Source organism: Ramlibacter tataouinensis (genome assembly GCF_001580455.1).
Classification (GTDB): domain Bacteria; phylum Pseudomonadota; class Gammaproteobacteria; order Burkholderiales; family Burkholderiaceae_C; genus Ramlibacter; species Ramlibacter tataouinensis_B.
In genome coordinates, this window is the sequence record NZ_CP010951.1 from 3,165,984 (window position 1) to 3,183,982 (window position 17,999).

13 protein-coding genes and 1 pseudogene are annotated in these 17,999 nt (G+C 58.4%); 13 read left to right on the forward strand and 1 reads right to left on the reverse strand.

The genetic code is table 11. From position 1 onward, the window contains the following. Positions 1-12: 12 nt before the first annotated feature. From UC35_RS23170 to cdd, 10 genes are all read left to right on the forward strand, one after another. Positions 13-288 (forward strand): hypothetical protein, encoded by a 276-nt coding sequence (locus tag UC35_RS23170; RefSeq protein WP_082793245.1) that lies wholly within the window; start codon positions 13-15, stop codon positions 286-288. 113 nt (positions 289-401) lie between these two features. Further along, a complete protein-coding gene (locus tag UC35_RS14895; RefSeq protein ID WP_061501015.1) occupies positions 402-1,973 on the forward strand; it encodes a nuclease-related domain-containing DEAD/DEAH box helicase in 1,572 nt (523 codons plus the stop codon). Continuing rightward, entirely contained in the window at positions 1,970-5,155 is a 3,186-nt protein-coding gene (locus tag UC35_RS14900; protein ID WP_061501017.1) for a helicase-related protein, read from the forward strand. Before UC35_RS14895 ends, UC35_RS14900 begins: the two co-directional genes overlap by 4 nt. Position 5,156: 1 nt before the next feature. Further along, complete coding sequence (drmB, locus tag UC35_RS14910) at positions 5,157-6,944, forward strand: DUF1998 domain-containing protein (protein ID WP_145979472.1); 1,788 nt, start codon at positions 5,157-5,159, stop codon at positions 6,942-6,944. Positions 6,945-7,111: 167 nt separating this feature from the next. Next, on the forward strand, positions 7,112-8,566 hold the full coding sequence (locus UC35_RS14915; RefSeq protein WP_415752707.1) for a DUF5710 domain-containing protein: 1,455 nt from the start codon (positions 7,112-7,114) through the stop codon (positions 8,564-8,566). Beyond that, a complete protein-coding gene (locus UC35_RS23650) occupies positions 8,563-10,194 on the forward strand; it encodes a hypothetical protein (protein ID WP_145979473.1) in 1,632 nt (543 codons plus the stop codon). Before UC35_RS14915 ends, UC35_RS23650 begins: the two co-directional genes overlap by 4 nt. A gap of 67 nt (positions 10,195-10,261) precedes the next feature. Then, a complete protein-coding gene (locus UC35_RS23175) occupies positions 10,262-10,636 on the forward strand; it encodes a very short patch repair endonuclease (RefSeq protein WP_415752676.1) in 375 nt (124 codons plus the stop codon). Positions 10,637-10,781: 145 nt separating this feature from the next. Further along, a complete protein-coding gene (locus UC35_RS14925) occupies positions 10,782-11,498 on the forward strand; it encodes an HAD family hydrolase (RefSeq protein ID WP_061501026.1) in 717 nt (238 codons plus the stop codon). A gap of 24 nt (positions 11,499-11,522) precedes the next feature. Continuing rightward, positions 11,523-12,650, forward strand: coding sequence for a hypothetical protein (locus UC35_RS23655; protein WP_145979475.1), 1,128 nt, complete (start codon positions 11,523-11,525; stop codon positions 12,648-12,650). Between the two features lie 218 nt (positions 12,651-12,868). After that, positions 12,869-13,291 carry a cytidine deaminase gene (cdd, locus tag UC35_RS23180; protein WP_265331332.1) on the forward strand — a complete coding sequence of 141 codons (423 nt, stop codon included), beginning with the start codon at positions 12,869-12,871 and terminating at the stop codon, positions 13,289-13,291. A 1,490-nt stretch (positions 13,292-14,781) separates the two neighbouring features. Here the strand turns inward: cdd and UC35_RS23185 are convergent. Beyond that, positions 14,782-15,180, reverse strand: coding sequence for an HNH endonuclease (locus tag UC35_RS23185; protein ID WP_145979476.1), 399 nt, complete (start codon positions 15,178-15,180; stop codon positions 14,782-14,784). A 359-nt stretch (positions 15,181-15,539) separates the two neighbouring features. Here UC35_RS23185 and UC35_RS23660 point away from each other — a divergent pair, with 359 nt between their 5' ends. The 3 genes and pseudogenes from UC35_RS23660 to UC35_RS24490 all read left to right on the forward strand — a co-directional run bounded on the left by UC35_RS23660 (position 15,540) and on the right by UC35_RS24490 (position 17,864). Further along, positions 15,540-16,160, forward strand: coding sequence for a hypothetical protein (locus UC35_RS23660; protein WP_145979477.1), 621 nt, complete (start codon positions 15,540-15,542; stop codon positions 16,158-16,160). A gap of 269 nt (positions 16,161-16,429) precedes the next feature. After that, entirely contained in the window at positions 16,430-17,044 is a 615-nt protein-coding gene (locus UC35_RS14945) for a WYL domain-containing protein (protein ID WP_145979478.1), read from the forward strand. Positions 17,045-17,102: 58 nt separating this feature from the next. Next, positions 17,103-17,864: pseudogene (locus UC35_RS24490) on the forward strand (DUF6994 family protein). The last annotated feature ends 135 nt before the right edge of the window (positions 17,865-17,999 follow it).

Consider the following 17,999-nt stretch of genomic DNA (forward strand, 5'->3'; position numbering starts at 1 on the left):
CAGGAGAAGTCTGTGGCACACACGGTAAAGCTAAACCTCAATACGAACGTCGTGAATCACAAGGATGTGTCGATCGAGGTGAGCGGGAGCAACGGAAAGCTCGGTACCCTGCTGGTCAGCAAGGGCAACATTGAGTGGCTTCCCTCCCCCAAGTCCGTCAAGAAGCATCGCCTTTCCTGGGCGAAGTTCGCGCAACTTATGCAGGACCAGGGTAGGCCTGCTCGCGCAAAACCAAAAAAGCCAGCGGCAGCTACCAAAAGCGCATCAGTACAGAAAAAGGCTGCCTAGCCCGCTCCCTCAATCCACCGGGCGGATGGAAGCAGAAGCACTCGATTCCACGAAGCGCCTTCTGCTGATATTCGAGCCGGTGACGTAGAGCGCTTGCAAAGTCGCCCACCCTGATGAAGGTCTATCCGCATTACCTGCTGCGACCGCAACTTCGGGGCGAAGGTGCCGTCTATGACCTGCTCAGCCGCATAGGCGACGACTCAGGCTTTGCCGTGCACTCAGTGAACCTGCCTGAACATGAATACAAGCGATGGGCAGAGGCAGACTTTGTCCTTGTACGTCGCGATGGACTGATCCTCTTGGAGGTGAAGGGAGGGACTGTCACCTTGGCTGGACGTGAATGGCGCTACGAGAATGCCCGTGGCCAGGCGATTGTCTCGTCGGAGGGGCCCGCCAAACAGGCGATAACGGCGGCGGTGGCCCTTGAAAAGATGCTCGGATCCCACCTCGGACGCAAGGTGAGATGCAGGTGGGGCGTCGTCTTTCCGCTCTGCCGATTCAGCAAGGCAATCGCCGAACTCCCACCTTCGCGTCTTGCTGACGACAGCATATGCAATGACCCCGCGCAGTTCAGTGAGTGGCTGCGGCGGATTCCATTTGATCGGCACCCGCCGGACGAGTTCTCTCTCTCGGACGAGGACGTCGATGCGATTCGGAGCATCCTGGTGCCCGAGTTCAGTGCGACGGCGACGCTGGGTCTGGCAGTAAGGTCTGCAGAGCAACAGATTGTCAGTCTTACCTCGCAGCAGTTCGCGGTGCTTGAATGCCTGCAGAGCAATCCGCGGTTGACCTTGTCAGGCGGTGCCGGAACGGGAAAGACGGAACTTGCCGCGCTGTGTGCACGCGCCGAGAAGGCGGCAGGCAGGAAGCCTGCGATCGTAACGCCCGAGTCGCCCCTGTCTGCTGCTCTGACACGGAAAATGAAGGAATTCGGCGTTCCGGTGGTAAGCCGAAGCCTTCCGGTCGGCACTGATACGCTGATCGTCGATGAAGGCCAGGACTACGCAAATCCCGCTGCGATGACGGCGCTATTCGATCAGCTTCCGGGAGGGCTGTCCGGTGGGCGGTGGAGGTGGTTTATGGATCCGAATCTTCAGTTCGTCGGCACCCCACCTGATTCCCAATGCCTTGCGGCGCTGACTGCCAATTCCACTTCGTTCATTCTCAATAGAAATGTGAGATCCACGAAAGAGATCGTGAGTACCATCCAGGCCATTCTGGATGCGGACGTCGGAATTTCCCAGATCGACGGATTCGGAATAAGGGTGGAGTTTCATGACGTCACTGCCGAAGACGAAGCTGAAACAGCCAGGCGCCTGATCATGAGTTTCGTGGAGGAGGGGGTTCCTCCGCGGGATATCGCGGTTCTCGGCGCGGGCGATGGTGAAGGGCCCGTGTGCCGGGCGCTTCTCTCGTCATTGCGTACAGTTCTCAAGAGAGCTTCGCCCAGCGCCGAATGGTCAGGCTATGGGGTTGTCTCTGCAATCAACGCGTTTCGCGGGCTGGAGGCAAAAGTCGTGGTGCTTGTCGATCTCGACAGGCTGTGCACCAATACGAGGGGCGATGCCGAGCTGTACATCGGAATGTCGCGGGCGTCAGCAGCGCTGCATCTGCTCGTTTCGCAGGCGGTGAGGTCATATCTGGGCGAAATCAGCCGTGCTGGTTATATCGGGAAGGGGACATGAAGAAAGACGATGTTGAACTCATTCGCGGCGAGTTCCTCCGTGCCGTCCGCCTTCGACTGATCGGGCCGGAATCTGAATTCGAGGAGTTGCGCGAAAAGCCGAACAAGAGGTATCTCTGCGGCATGCTGTTTCCCAAGGGTGCCGGAACAGCAGCTGCGTCGGCTGATGAGGAGGAGCTCGCGGATGATCAATCCAGCGTGGACGAGAGTGAGAATCAAGAGCTCGAATCGCCGACGGATCTCTTGTTTCAGAAGCTGCCCGCATCGACCGGGATGACGTTTGCGCTCGAGCGGGATGAAAAGAGCGTGTCGGTAGAGGTCAACGCGGCCCGATACGAGCGCACAAAGGCAGACGTGCTCGCATCACCGGCTCACGGCGGCAAGGTCGGCCACGTCTGGAAGCGACACCCTTTGGTGCCCGGGGGCCCCGAGAAGGTTGTGTTTGAGGCCAGAAGCGGCCATCAAAATCAGGCGGTCCTTCAGGGCAGAGCGGCCGTGCACATCTTCATCCGCACGGTCCACGGAGTCGGGATGGCGACGGTTTCCCTGGTCAATGCCGCGGAAGCCGATCCGGACAAGCCAATCAACGTAGAGGACTTGCTCTTCCAGGTGGAGATCGCGTGTCGTCCCAGTCTCGGAGTAGCCGAATACCCGGATCCAACTGCATTGGCCGACGATCCCGAGGCTCGCGAGCTGGCACTCCAGTACCGAAGTCTGCCCACTTACGCAGTCGGCCATGGCTGCGCTGCCGAATGGACCACTGCGGGCGGGACAGTTCCAGTCGAAGTGCACGCCTCCTTCATGCCCGCTGTCGAAGTCCCGCCGGTGACGACGGAAATAGCCAGCCTGCCTCCCGCGGTGACGGAGGCCCTGTCGATGGCGCGTCTCCAGCGTGTGGATTTCGATCCACTTCCAGCGTTCCGACTGTTCGTCCAACAGTACGACGACTGGTTGCGAACACTCCGCACGGTGCCGGTCGGGCCCTCGTACTGCGATTCTCGTGCTGCCGTGCTCGTACGGATCGAGAAAACCATCAGTCGCATGCGAGGCGGTATTCAACTGCTTGAGGACCAGCCCGAAGTCATGCGTCTGTTTCGCAAGGCGAACAGAGCGATGCTGCTCAGTGTGAGCAGAGCATCAGCCAACAGGGGACGAAAAGCCGGGGACAAGTTCAAGGATGTCGATCTGGACCTGCTACCGGACGACGCTTTCAAGTGGAGACCATTTCAACTGGCGTTCTTTCTCCTGTCCCTCCAAGGACTTTGGGACAGCGCGCACCCTGACCGCTCCATCGTCGACCTGATCTGGTTCCCAACCGGGGGCGGCAAGACAGAAGCCTATCTTGCCATTGCCGCATTCGAGATGCTCCGGCGTCGTTCCGTCCATGGTGCGACGGGCAATGGAACAGCAGTCATAAAGCGATATACCCTTCGTCTTCTCACGATTCAGCAGTTCGAGCGTGCCGGCAGTCTCATTTGTGCATTGGAGACGTTGCGCAAGGACGGCGAAATCAGTGGCGCGCCGTTCAGCCTCGGTCTCTGGGTGGGCAAGGAGTCAGCCCCAAACGACTACACCGATGCCGCAGGGGACCTCAAGAAGATCCTGAATACGATAGGCAAGGTCGAAGGTGTGAAGGTTCCGCTGAAGCACTGCCCGTGCTGCGGTCATCCGATCCTGCCGGCCGAAAAGGTGGAAGGCGATCAGAACGTCGGGTTGCGGGATGTCGGCGGGCGCATCGATGTCTTCTGCCCTCGTCCCGAATGTGGATTCCACGAGCTGCTGCCGATACGGTTCGTCGATGACGATCTGTACGATGAGCCGCCTACCATGCTGCTGGGCACCATCGACAAGTTCGCGATGCTTGCGTGGCGCGACGAGGCGCGAGCTTTTTTTGGTGACGGAGAGTCGAGGCTGCCTCCCTCACTGATCATCCAGGATGAACTCCACCTGATCTCTGGACCACTTGGCACATTGGCGGGCGTGTACGAAGCAGCCATCGATACGGCGATATGCCAGCTTGGACCGCCCGCGAAATATATCTGTGCGACTGCAACCATCCGTCGGTCGGATGAGCAGATCGAGAAGCTGTACGGCCGAAAGAGCATGCTCTTTCCTCCGCCTGGGCTCGATGCATCTGACTCATTCTTCTCCCGGGCGCAGAACGAACATGCGGGAAGACTGTATGTCGGTCTGATGGGGCAGGGTCACACACCGACCTTCTCGAACGTTATCGCAAGTTCGGCCGTTTTGGCGGCTGGTGCAGATATCCGCGCAACGCTTGGCGACATGGCTGATACCTGGTGGACGGTTGTGTCCTATCACAACAGCAAGCGTGAGCTGGGCAAGACGCTGTCTCTTGCGCGTGATGACATTCCCGCCCGTCTGAGGGCCCTTGGAGAGCAGCGTTCCCTGAGTGGATCAGGAGTCCGCGAACTATCGGCAAATCTCAAGGACAGTCAGATCCCGGAGGCGCTCCATCAGCTGAACATCGAATTGCCAAAACCTGGAGTTCTAGATTTTGTCGCATGCACGAACATGCTTTCGGTTGGCATCGACGTTCAGCGGCTCGGGCTGATGATTGTCAACGGTCAGCCCAAGACCGTGGCCGAGTACATCCAGGCGTCGAGCCGTGTGGGTCGCGATGAAAAGCGGCTTCCCGGACTTGTTTTCGCTCTGTTCTCGCCTTCGAAGCCACGCGATCGCTCGCACTACGAATTCTTCAGTGCGTTTCACAAGGGGTTCTACCGCCATGTGGAACCGACAAGTGTGACGCCGTTTGCGCTGCCCTCGCAGGATCGTGCCCTGCACGGCGCGTTCGTCGCCCTGGTGCGAATGGTCTCGGAGGTCCACGCAAACAATGCCGCTGCCCGCATTCTTCAGCAGGAGGCGCAAATCCGAGACCTTGCAGAGAAATTGCTGAATCGGATCGCTGCCGCCCGTGACGGAAAGCTTCAGGAAAGTTCAGAGCGACTGAATGAGTTTCTCGGCTTCTGGATGCAGCGGGCAAAGGAGAAAGGGGCCAATCTGCGCTTTCAGGGCAGCGGCGGTAAGCAGTACGCGAGCCTCATGCGCCCGTTCCGGCAAAGAGGTGAGGGGCGGGAAACGCTTCAATCCTTGCGGAATGTGGACACGCCCTTGAAGCTGGTGGTACCTATGCTCAGTACGGGGAAGGAGGGCGGCTGAAATGAAACGCGAAATCAGGTCGTCGTCGATCGCAGGAACTGCCGGCGTGGGGGCAGTTATTGATGTCGGCCAGGAGTCATTCGTCATCCCCGGTCTCGACAGATGGAAGCAGGAGCAGCTCCGCGTCATCCAGCTGCGTCGACTCTCCGACAGACTCAAGAAGGTGCTCAAGGCACCGCGGGAAGGGAACCCGAGCCTGCTTGTCCGGCGCTTTCCTCGTGCCATGTTCTGCGAAAAATGCAGACGCATAACAATGTGGAAGACCGAACTGGAGAAGGAAGGCGAGGAGCCGAAGTGCCCGCATGAAGGCTGCGCCGGCCCACTGGTTCCCATGCGTTTCGTGGCAGCCTGTGAACGAGGCCATTTGGACGATGTGGATTGGCGGAGGTGGGCCCACTCCGGCGCGCATGCCAAACCTGGATGCCGGCACTATGGAAAGCTGAAGTTCGTAGTCGACCCAACGGCATCGACAGGGGGGCTGGCATCTTTGAAGGTGGAGTGTGAATGCGGCAGTTGGCGGAGCCTGGAGGAGATTGCCAACAAGGCGATCGTCAAGGAGGTGTTCCCTTGCTGCTCCGGTACGCATCCTTGGATAGTGGGTTCTGCCGAAACCTGCCCGGCTGCAGTGGTCGTTCTCCAGAGAGGCGCCACAAACCTCCACTACCCGGATACGATCTCCGCGCTCGACATTCCCGTGGACATCGAGGAGAGCCCAGTCTCCCAGTTCGCGGAGCAGGTAAAAGCGCACGGGCTGTTTCAGAAACTCCTCACTTTCATTCGGGGGACTGGCAACACGAAGGACCTGATCGACGGCTTTGTCACTGTGATTGCGCAGCAGGTCGGCTGCGATGAGGCTGTGGTCCTGGAAATCGCCACTGCCGAAGTCGAGGGCCGTGCGGTGACTGGTGGAAAAATGAAGTCGCAGTTGACCGGTCCGGTGGAGCAGGGTGTTTTTCTCGAGGAGGAGTGGCGCACTATGCGCGCCGCTCTGAACGCAGGCGAGATGATCAGTGGCACCTTTGCCGCTGTCGCAGAGGAACTCGATGGCGCGGCTCCTCAGTGGCTAAGAAGTCTGGTGGAGAGGGTCCTGCTAATCCGACGGCTCAGGGAGGTCCGTGCGTATCTGGGCTTCCAGCGTGTCAAGCCAGGTCCTGCCGAAAGAAGGGTATCTCCTGACGTCGGGCATCCGGAGAACTGGCTGGCGGCAACCGAGGTGTTCGGCGAGGGATTCGTGCTCGCGCTCAACTTCGCAGCACTTGAGCGCTGGAGCAAGTCGCTTCCCGCGAGCGAACTCAATGCGATTGCAGACCTTGAAAAAAAGCGACTGGACGAGAATTTCTGGTTTCTTCCCAAGGTAGACCCGGCTTTTTTGGCTATTCATACACTCTCCCATCTCCTGCTTCGGCAAGTGACGTTCGACTGCGGCTATTCCTCCTCATCCCTTCGCGAACGGATCTATTTCGACCGGATTAATCAGTATGCCGGGCTGATGATCTATACAGCTGACGCTGATTCTGAGGGTTCCCTCGGTGGTCTGGTGAGGCAGGGACGAAGCGACCGGCTTGCGCGATCGATCATTGCTGCAGTCGAGCAGGGCCGCTGGTGCTCCTCAGATCCGGTGTGCTCCGAAACCGCGGGCCAAGGGCTGGGAGGATTTAATCATGCGGCCTGCCATGCCTGCTGCCTTGTGTCTGAGACGAGTTGCACACATGCAAATACGCTGCTCGATCGACGGATGCTCATCGACCCCGCATGGGGGCTTCTGCCACGCCTCGGAGCTGAGTTGTGAGGCTTCCCAAGCTCAGGCAGCTGACGGCAGCGCAAAAGGACGTATATCTCTATGCGCCGACGGATAGGCACGTCCTGGTCCATGGACCGCCAGGGACAGGCAAGACACTGATCGCATGCTTGCGGGCCATTGAACTCCAGAAAAAGAATGTGCCGGTGGTGCTTGGCATGTTCAATCAGGTCCTTGCCAAGTACTCGTCGAATGCGTCAGACGGGTCCTCGCTGCCCAGTCAGACGGTCCTGAGCTGGTTCCGTGACTGGTGGAACGCAAGCCGAATTCCGCCTCATCCTCACAGCGGCAAGTTGTGTATCGAGGTGCCGTTTGAACAAAAGGACCGGGCGAAAGCCGCGGGCGCCCGCTGGTATCCGAATGAATTCCGCCCATGGGGGCGCAGGCGAGGGGTGTGGATGGTCGACCCTGACCTGTATTTCGCGAACCCGGCGAGATTCGGCGACTGGCGCATCTGGCATGCGCCCCCATCCTTGCCTGAAAAGCCAGATTCGCTGGATTGGGAGGCAGTGTCCGTGCATCTGCTGGAACACGAGGCGGACCTTGACGCGGATGCCCTGAATGTCGGGTCGCTTCTGATCGATGAAGGACAGGACTTCCCACCCGCGTTCTATAGGACGCTCCGTTTCATATCGGCTGTCGGGTCGGCACGGCCGGTAGAGCACCCACTCAAATGCCTTGTGCTCGCAGACGAAAATCAAAAGCTTACTGAGGAGAACTCAACTCTTGAGGAGATCGCCCGCGAGCTGAGGATCGCCGAGGGCGATCGATTTCTGCTTCTTGACAACTTCAGGAACACCAAGGAGGTGGCGGAACTTGCGCGGCGGTTCTTCGCAGACGTTGGGGTGCTTCCGCATCTTCCAACGCGCTCGGGTCCGAAGCCCACCTTCGCTCTTCTTGGGCGAAGCGAAATCGTCAACAGGATCAGGACATGGCTCGTGAACAACCCCGGCAAGGAGGCTGGGGTTCTGGTGTTCAGTGAGGAGGATAGGGACTCACTTGTGACTCTGATCCGCGAAAAATGCGAAAACCTGAAAGGTCGACATGTAACGGTTCAGACGTATTCTTGGAATTCCCGCCGCATCAATCCAGCAAAAGACCTGGTTTTTGACACCCCTGATGTGGTAACCGTGCTGAATATGCAAAGCTGCAAGGGGCTCGAGTTTGACGCGGTGTTCATCCTAGACCTGTCTCATGCGCAGATCAGCCGGATCGGACCCGACCGGTTCAAGATGCAGATGTTCGTCGCGGTGTCCAGGAGCCGCGAGTGGGTTGGTCTGCTGGACTCAGGAAAGGGGGCGGCCTCGGCGCCGTATGTGGAGCTGCTGCCGGATGAGAGGTATCTTGAGCGTGAATCCCAGCTTGAGCGCGCAGCGCAATCCGCCGGCGATGCAACCCTTTTGTCGGAGCCGAAGGAAACTCTTGCCGTCCGTAAGGACGAAGGTTGGGAGACTCGGTTAAAGCAGTTCGCGAAATCCGGCAAGCTGAAGTTGCAGGATAAGAGACCGAAAGGCGGGGTACTATGGGTTGAAGATGAAAGAGGCGTTGAGGATCTCGTCCGGCCTCTGGGGTTCCAGTATTCTGCAAAGCAATCAGCATGGTGGAGGAAATGACTAAGACGGCAGCAAAGGCAGGGGCGGGAAGTTCCGACGGGGACCTGTTTGACAGCGTGCCTGCCGCAAGCGTGCTTCTCCCGTGCAACCGTGAATCTGCTCTGCTCGTTCTGGGATCACTCTGTGCGAGTGACGCCATATCTGCCGAAACGGATCTGCCAATTGATCAGGGGCGCATCGCCGTCGTATCAGATGGGCTGCGGGAGGAAGAGGCGCAGGCCTTGGCTGCGGGCGATCCGAGGCGTTTTTCCGTACTGCTCCAGTTTCCGTCTGGCGCCATTGAAAAGACGAGTTCAGGCACATGGTTGATTCCGACTTGCGAACTCCAGCGAGTGCTGTTTGCAAGTCAGAAGGAGGCGGATGATTTCCGATACCGTGCAGTCGATGAAGTGAATACGGAATCACTGGACTACGAAATCAAACCCCGGCTGTTTGGTCTTCCTGGAGGTGCACGATTCTCGGTTCAAAGGACAAAGCCGACGCGAGCAACGGTTCTCGCGGACCGAATCGCAGCGGGGGTCCACTACGCAATCCGATTGGCGGAAGTGCATTCCGGCACCCGTCAGGCCGCTATCGATTTTTTCAGTGACGTATCGGGTTCAGCAAAGGGACAGGATCGGCCCACATTTCAGAGCTCCTGCGTATCTTTGCTTAGCCCGGCAGCAGCATCGGATGTGCTGCACCATGTTCTGATCGCGTTTACGTCGGGCGATAGCGCGGCAGAGATCATTAAGGCAATTGCCTCCACCCCTTCAGAGGATCGTGCCTTCCGTCGCTGGAGCGAGGTGGCGCAGGGGGTGCTTCAGAGTCGCGTCGAGCTGTCGCGCGATCAACTCTCCGACGAAGGATCAATTGTTCTTCGTGGCGCTCTCCTCGGCCTCACAGCCGAAACGCCCGACGCCGTCGGAAAATTTCTTGAGTCGGACCGACCTGCGGGTCCCCATGTGTCAATGTTCGCAGCATTTCTCGCCGGATTGAGAAAGGGAGTGCTGAATCTGTCTTGGGCCGAAAAGCAACAGGCGCCGCAGCTATCGAGACTTACCACAGCTTTCCTGTTGAAAGCTGTCGAGAAACCTGCCGATCTCAGTTTCTGCGCTGCCGCTCAGGCTGATCCGAGTGAAAACCGCCGTGTGAGGATCACAGTGAGTGGTATCCAGCTGGCGGAGTGGTCGCTGCCCGAGCTGCCGGTAGCGACCACATCGCCGCATATCGCAGAAGCACTCGAGAGGGAAGGGTACCAGGTGCTCGGTATGGGAAGGATGCCAAAGAGTGTGCTGCTTTCATTGAGCGGAACGTCCGTGGAACTGCAGCTGCCCGTTGAAGACGGCGACGGATTCTGCACTCTGAAGGTGTATCTAGACCCCGTCCGAAAGATCCGCAAGAAGTCCGACATCGTTGAAGCTTTCAGCGCGGGGGGGATGCTGTGGTACCCGGGGCCTCTCGATGCCGAAGAGAAGTTCCTTTTCTGCGATCTGGTGAGCCTGCCGCGCTCACCCGACGGTCCCGTGCTCGCGTCCAAGCTCAAGGCCGCCCTGGATGCATTTCTCACCCCGGAGAAGCAGAAGCGCAGCCCAGCAAAGCGGGCGCCGAAAGGCAGATCGGGAGACCCCGCGCCACGGCTGGCATGAGGTGGCGAGGTGGCTGCGTAGGACAGGGAGTATGGCCGACGTGGATCCGGCCACTCGGAGCCGCGTCATGTCCCGCATCCGCGGGAAAAACACGAAGTCGGAGATTACCGTCCGCAAGGCTCTGCATGCGGTTGGGTTTCGGTTCAGGCTTCACGATCGCAAGTTGACCTGCACCCCGGACGTTGTCCTGCCTCGCTCCAGAACGGCAGTTTTCGTCCGCGGCTGTTTCTGGCATCAACATCCTGGATGCAAGGAAGCTGCGATGCCCACGTGCAGGGTCGATTTTTGGGGGCCGATGGTTGCATCGAATCGCGTCTGGGACGAGCAGTGCGTTGAACAGCTCACGGCGCTGGGTGGTCGGTCCTCGCAATTTGGGAGTGCGAAACGGCCGGTCAATCACCAATCCGGGCCCCCGGGCTTCGCGCAAGCGACGACCGAATAGGTTGGCTGGGGCATGCTCCGGGGCACTCATCGATATTCGTAGAACAGCCCACTTCGTTCTCTGCGATATACGTAAAATGCTCGGTCTACCGAGTTCGGTAAGAGGAAGGGGCGCCTGCCTAGCGGCGAGCGAGCAGAACCAGCGCATGTCCATGAACCAGCCATCGAATCTGCCGAGGATCGTTTTTTTTGATCTCGAAGGGACTCTGCTGAAGAAGCACTATCACCTTGACGACGGACTTGTGGCGCCGAGCGCATGGACCTTGCTCGCAGAGAAGTTAGGGCCTGAATGCTTAGCCGCGGAGAATGAGTCCAAGAAGGTTTGGAAGGCCGGTGGATACCCTACCTACATCGACTGGATGATCGCCACCATAGATATTCATCGGCGTTTCGGTCTCACGAAGGACGTTTTCCAGCAGCTTATTGATTCGGCCGAACTGATGCCAGGCGCTACTGAGCTGGTGAGCGAGCTGGATAGGGCAGGTGTGGTCACGGTGCTTATCACTGGCGGGTTCAAGGCTTTAGCAGACAAGGTCCAACAAGCATTGCGCCTGCGGCATTCTTTCGCGGCATGCGATTACTTTTTTGACGCCGTAGGGAGGTTGGATCACTGGAACCTGCTCCCGGCAGATGAAGCCGGAAAGGTCGATTTCATGCAGTTGATTTGCCGGGAGTACAAGACTGCTCCTGAGCACTGTGCGTTCATCGGGGACGGGATGAACGACGTGCATATGGCGCGAGAAGTCGGATTCTCAGTCGCATTCAATGCCCAGCGCGAGCTAGAGGAAGTCGCCTCAGTGTGCGTAAGGCAGGAAGTCGGGCGGGAGGATCTGACTGAGATTCTCAGATTGCTTAAAAGGTAACCGACAGCAGAGGGAGGAGAAAGGATGTCAACGAAGCTGGTCGCCACAATTCACGGGATACGGACAGTCGGTCTGTGGCAAAAACGGATCACCCCTCACCTTGCGCGATGCGGCCTGATTCCTTACCACATTGACTATGGGCGGTTCGGTTTGCTTCGCTTTTTACTGCCTTGGACTCGCGAGAAGCAGATCGAGGGCGTGAGAAGTGAGTTGCGCGACCTCATGCAACAGGTGGGGGCGCGACGTCTGAGCGTCGTCGCGCATAGCTTCGGCACCTACATCGCGATGGAGGCGTTGCGCAGAGAGAACGGCAATCTGCGATTCGATCGCATTGTTCTTACCGGAAGCATTCTTCCAAACGACTTCGATTGGAACTCACTCGTTGCCAGCGACATGGTCGTTGCCGTTCGAAATCAGTGCGCAACAAAGGACAGAGTGGCAACGCTTGCAAAATGGGCGTCCCGTTGGCCTTTCAGATGGGGTACATGGCTAAAAGCGGGTGCTTCGGGTCGTGATGGCTTCTCTGGTGAGACGCCGAACGTGTTGAACGAGAAAATTGTGGGCGGGCACAGTGAGGTCCACAATCCACTTGAGCATGCCAAGTGGAGCCGCTTTTTGGCCTACCCGCGTCTCAGCGGTAACGAGGAAAAGCAGGTTGGCTCGAAGTTGCAGGCGCTGCGACAGGACGCAGCAAGAATCCTCTCCTATAACGTAGACAACGTACGAGTGAACTTCTTCGGACTCGAAGAAGGTGTTCTCAGGCCCCTGGCCGGCCTGAGCGATAACATGACTTATGCTCCAGAGTTGACCATGGAGATTCGCCGCGGCCAAGGGGGTACCGGTACTGCGTATGAGTCTGGCGAGGTGTGCGTCCTGAGCAAGACGGGCGCGACTTGGTCAGGGAACAACTTACCTACCGACGAGCTGACCAAGGTTCACCCAGCTCTGGGGTGGGTCATCTCTCTGCCAGTCGAAAGTGAGGGCGGGGGGCCTCCGCTTGGCGTCGTGAACGTCGACGGACTGGGAGCTCTTCCCCCCGTCTTGCAGGACGAGAATTCCGAACAGTTTGAGCTCACGATGGTCATTCTGAAGAACATCATCGACGGCAGTATCCAACCTGACCTACAAGCAGCATATTGGGCAAAGGGCTAAACTGGAGGTCGCATGAAGGTAGAAACTAAAGTTTCATTTATGACCGCTGGGCTCCGCGGAGGCCAAAACGGTCCGAAGTTGGTGCAGGTCAGCTTTTCCGCTCCATCTGCCCCTGACGACACAACACTCGTACGGGCTCGCGAACTTCTCGCTGCAACTGCATCACCAGCGGCGCTCCGTTTTTTCGACGCAGGCGTTGAGCGACGTCTCAAGCTCAAGTGAGCGATCCTGGCGATTGGTCTCAGACTTTGATGACGGCGGCTCGGGCTGCACGTAAGAACGCCTACGCGCCGTATTCGAGTTTCTCTGTTGGCGCAGCGGTGAGAACGGCTGATGGACTTGTATTCAGCGGCACTAACGTGGAGAACGCCTCCTATGGCCTCACCATGTGCGCAGAGAGGGTAGCGATCTTCACTGCGATAGCCGCTGGGGCAACTAATTTGAAGGCGATTGCTATCACGTCGGGTGGTTCCCGTCTGGTGTCTCCATGCGGTGCCTGCAGGCAAGTTATGGCCGAGCATCTTCCCCTTGATGCGAGCGTGCTACTGGATGGGGAAGGCGGCCAGACAAAGATGGTGACCGTAGGTGAGCTTCTCCCGCTAGCTTTTGTGCCGTCCGATCTGCCAGGCGAGTCTTCCTGATGGTTCAAGACATGAGGAATAAGCGGGGAACCATTCCCGGCTTCTGAGCCAGCCCTGACTTGGCGCGGGGCTTGACAGACTCCTGCTCAAGACTGCCCGCGACGACAAAGGCCAATCCCGGTCGGTCATCGGGCAGATTGGGGACAGTTGTCTCGAGATCATCGCGAGGTTCGGGCTGGCGCATCGTCGTTGACATGGGGCGTCCGCTGGACGCGTCCAGGAACGCCACGGGCTTGCTTTCATCTACGCTTGACCTTGTCGCGCCTGTGGCGGGAGTCTTCATCTCGAACCCTCACCAGAACACTGCGGCTTTGCTGGACGAGGCCCCGATTCATTGGCCCGTCTACTGCGGCGCGGCGTCGGCTCGGCTGATACAGGCGCCCGAGTCGAGGTGGACGAGCACTACATGGCCGAGGCGTTCGCTCTGGCGGGCCCTTGGCCTGCGAACGCCAGCCGCTGCTCGAGAAAATACCGAACGTCCACTCCGCTCCCCGCTGACGCGTTAGGCCGTAGTTGTCGCATGCTTACAGCACGAGATACCTACCCCAACCAACGCGCTGAAAAAGCGCTGATGGCGTGCGCGAACATATACATGGGGCGCGGTTTGTGTGATTTCTCGAATGATCTGCTGCTTGGAGCCACGGAAGATCGTCGGGCCGATCAGGAAAGGTGTGCGTATACGCCTTCAATATCTGGGCCTGCGTTAGCTCCTCTCCCCGATAGGCGGAGACAGCTTTGGCGAGATCGTCATGAAACTCGCTCACCTTTTTCGTCATAGAGCTTGTCACGTGGCGCCCTTCTCATGGTTTGATGCCATGTCCGCTCGATGGGAGCTATACGCCTGTCACGACGCTTCTTACTAAGACCGCCAGCTGTTGGAGCTCTGACATCATAGGTTGCAACCCAGGGGACACTATGGCGTTGACGCCCGTTGAGTAGCGGAGGTAATACGGATCGCTGTGGAGCTGCGATAACTGCGACACCCAGCCGGGCGGAATTGGCGCCACGTCAAGTCCCTCGGCGTGAGCTCTCGCCCACAGTGCCTGTAAGTTGTGGCGGAGCTTCGCATCCTTGCGGAGCTCCTTGTCACCGCCAAGTCGTTTCGCCACATATGCCTTGAGGAGGCACTCCAACGTATGTGCGACCAGAAAAGCGTGAGGAATCGCGGTTTGGGCATGCTTCTCGGCCAGCACATCCGCGCCCCGAAGAAAGGCTTCGGCGGAACCGAGGTAGGTCATGTATACCGGGACACCGCCCAAGGTATCCCCCCGGCGGCTCTCGGCGGCTGTCATCTTGGCAGTAACCTCATTCGGCGTCGGCACTGTACCTACCTCCACTTAGTTAGACATGTGTCCGTCGCTGAATGAATGGCTGAGCAGCGGTCAAGTTCTTCGAGAACCCCAAGCCGCCTTGCACAGTCCCTTGGGGGTTGCAGCTTGCGGTGATTCTGCCGAAAAACTCGCCTTCGGCAATCCAGCGCCTCGGACCGGTCAAGCCACTTTCGGCTTTCGGTCAGCGGAAGGCGATTGACCTTGGTTAGCGATCCGGTGTGCCACTACTGGATGCCACTTACCCGCGGTCACCATCTCCTGGACCCATGAGCGGTAGTTCAGATAGTCAGGCGCACGGTGCTGGCGCCCCCTGTGCCGCTGACTGTTGCACCACCAGCAGGCAGCCACGATGTTGTTGCGGATGTCCTTGCCGGCGTCCTGCCGCGGAACAACGTGCTCAGCGGTGTTGCGAAGGAATCCAAGCAGGCGCGTAGGCACTTTCTGATCTTGGGCAAACCGCTCCGGATGTTCTTCCCATACAGGCAGTGCGCAATAGAAGCAACGACCACTTTGCGCGTGAAACGCGCAGCGACGATGTTTTTTGAGATTCTTGGCCATGAGGGCCTCCACTTGGTGTAAGCAAGGAAGTCCCCAGGACCGCTAACGCGTTGCTGCTGGGCGCCGGCGCTTATGCGATTCGGCTGTGCACGGACGTCGCATCCAGTGCGGTCAGGGTCTGCAAACCTGAGCGGACGCAATGTACCGAAAAATGCGGCGGCGAGCAAGAGATGGGGCCAAGTTCGGGAAGCGTGTGCATAGCAGCCTGCATTCAGGCAAAGCGGACGTCGCGTCACAACGGGAATTCATCCTGACTGAGGACGACCGGGTGTGCAGAGCGCGGGGCGTGTGTCCCCGACCACGCCGCGCTGGCGGCTGCGACGAGGCTCAGCCATAATAGGTCGAGGAGGTGGAAGAAGATGCGACGTAGGTCCGAGCAGCTTGGTCTCGAGTTTTCGGACGGAGTGGTGAAAGGCTGGGCATTTGGTGTCGTCGACGCATTCAAGCTGAATCTAGACATTCGACTGGATCAGCGTATTGATTCAGACGCCAGCAAACTCAAGGAGCAAAAGCTCGGGCGCAAGCTGAAGCCCAATGAAAAAATAGTGCGACGAGTCTGGACTCGGGGCGCCCCGCCCGCCTACTCATTCGCCCGCGGTCACATCTTCCATTGCCCGCCTGACGTGCACAAGCTGCCATGGGATGAGGCCACGAAGATTCTGCGTCGCACGGTCGTAGTACTTGACTCCAGACCGGATCCAGGTGCACTGATCGAAGTATTGCGAAGTGCAGATGACGAGGAAGACTCCACTGTCGCTGAATCAGACAACCGAACGAACAGCGGTTGGGTTGAAATCGAAGTTTGGGACTACCAGGATGGCGAGCTCACGCAAAAGCATAAGACGGTCCTCTATCAGGCCGCGTTTGCTGCGTTTCTGCGCACTGGACAACTACCAACTCTTGACGTCGAGCCCACACACCAGCAAGCATTCCAGTTGCCAATGGAGTCCTTCCCAACGGGTAAGCCAGAGTACCTCTAGCAGCGAGTAACTCTCACGCTGCCCAATACTTCCATGGAAAAAACTGATGCGATCGCGACAATCTGCGCCCTGCTGGGAGCGGCGAATGGGATGGGCTACTCGGATGGTTCATGAGGCAAGTCGGGCGATGCCCTGATGCGTTTCGAGATAAAGGTGTTCGCGGCTGGCATTCGGCTGCGCTGACACAGTATTGGCCCCCATCCGACGTCTGCCTAAGGCCTCCCGGCGCGAGAGCGGAAACTGGTACCCAGATAAACGGAGGAGTGATCGTGAAACCGGTAGTCGAACTACTCACAGAGGCTGTTGCGAGCCATACGGCCGTGACAATCATCTATAACGGTGGAAGCAACCCCGGTTCAAAACGTCCAGTGGTTCCCTTGGGCATCATTGGCGATTCGCTGCTTGCTCGCGAACCGGGTATCTCTCGTGAGAAGGCCTTCAAGCTCATGAGGATTGCTTCCGTGATCCATCCTGACGGCCGCACCGTCGAAAATGATGGAGCAGAGTCGATCAAGATTGAGACGTCTGCAACGCCGCTTCTCGCTTCTCTCGCCGAATATGTAGCAATGCTCAAGACGCAGTACGTCGCTGCTGGGTGGAATGTCTTTGAGGCCGAACAGCTTTTCGGCGTCGGCCGCTTCCTGAAGAGCGGAAAGCCGCGAAAGTACCCGTGCATCAGCGTTGAATTCATGGACCGCACTGAGGTCGAGACGCTTGACTTCGAAACGGGCGAGTTGGTTACAGAAAAGAGAGCTCTGACCGGTCGCGAACGACCTTGGTGCGTTCAAAGCGACCGGCAGCCGCGGTGCAGGTCTTTCTCCGAACTTCACAAGGCGATCGAGTACTTCACGACCGAGATCTCCGCGTCGAGCCCGCACAAATAGAAGTCGCCTTTTGTCGCGTGCCTGGTTCTGTGCAGCCACGTCTGGCATTTCCCCAAAGATGAACACTATCGACATCGCGTTCGACTTTCGGTCCGACACGCCCAACGGCAGAGATCCCGACGCTTTCAGCCCAACGCTTCGCAGGTATCACAAGCTACTATGGAGTAAGCCGTTGCCGAATGGAATGGATTTCGATCTCCATGACTCCACTCCTTCGGCGTATCTCCATCATCGCTCCACACTCGGCTAGTTCTTTCTCGCCAGCGATAGCGCCATTCCAACCTTTTGGAGGGAGTCACGGCTTGCAGGTACTCTGAGTCACCTTCCAATTGAGGAGCTCGACACGTTCCGCCGCATGACCTATACCATCGGTGGCATGATGGTATTTCCGGCGAATCGTGTCGCGCAGAAGATGACCATCAATGGCGCTCGGGGATTTCATCCGAAGATAAAGGACCGCTTCGATCTGACCCTGGAGTGCATCCGTCGGCACTATCGCGATGAAGACAGCCCCTTGCGCGCCGTGCTCCTGCGGTACACAGACTTCTTTGCGATATTCGGAACGTTTCAGGGATACGTGAAGCATTTTCTGCTAGAGGATCTTGTCTCGGAGGATTGCGCTACGGTGAGATTCTTCACTCCATTCAATGACTTTCGGACATCTCCGCTCCCGCAAAGCTTCGAATCCTATTCGCACTATCGGCGGTCGGCTACGGACTTCATCACTGCACGCAATGTTAGGATCCTCGCATCCGCGGAGCCGCAAGCTTCTCGTGATCCGAAGGTATTTTGCAGTCGCCACCTTCACGGTGACGGCTAGAACGCCGCAGCGCGCAAACGGAGTTCTTCTCTCGGCGCCGCGGGCCGGTGATAGGGGTGCTTGCGCCTTTTGGCGGCGCGGCCACTCGGTCGGGGATTTGCCGGGGGTAGGGCGACACTTGCCAGCCCGAGCAAG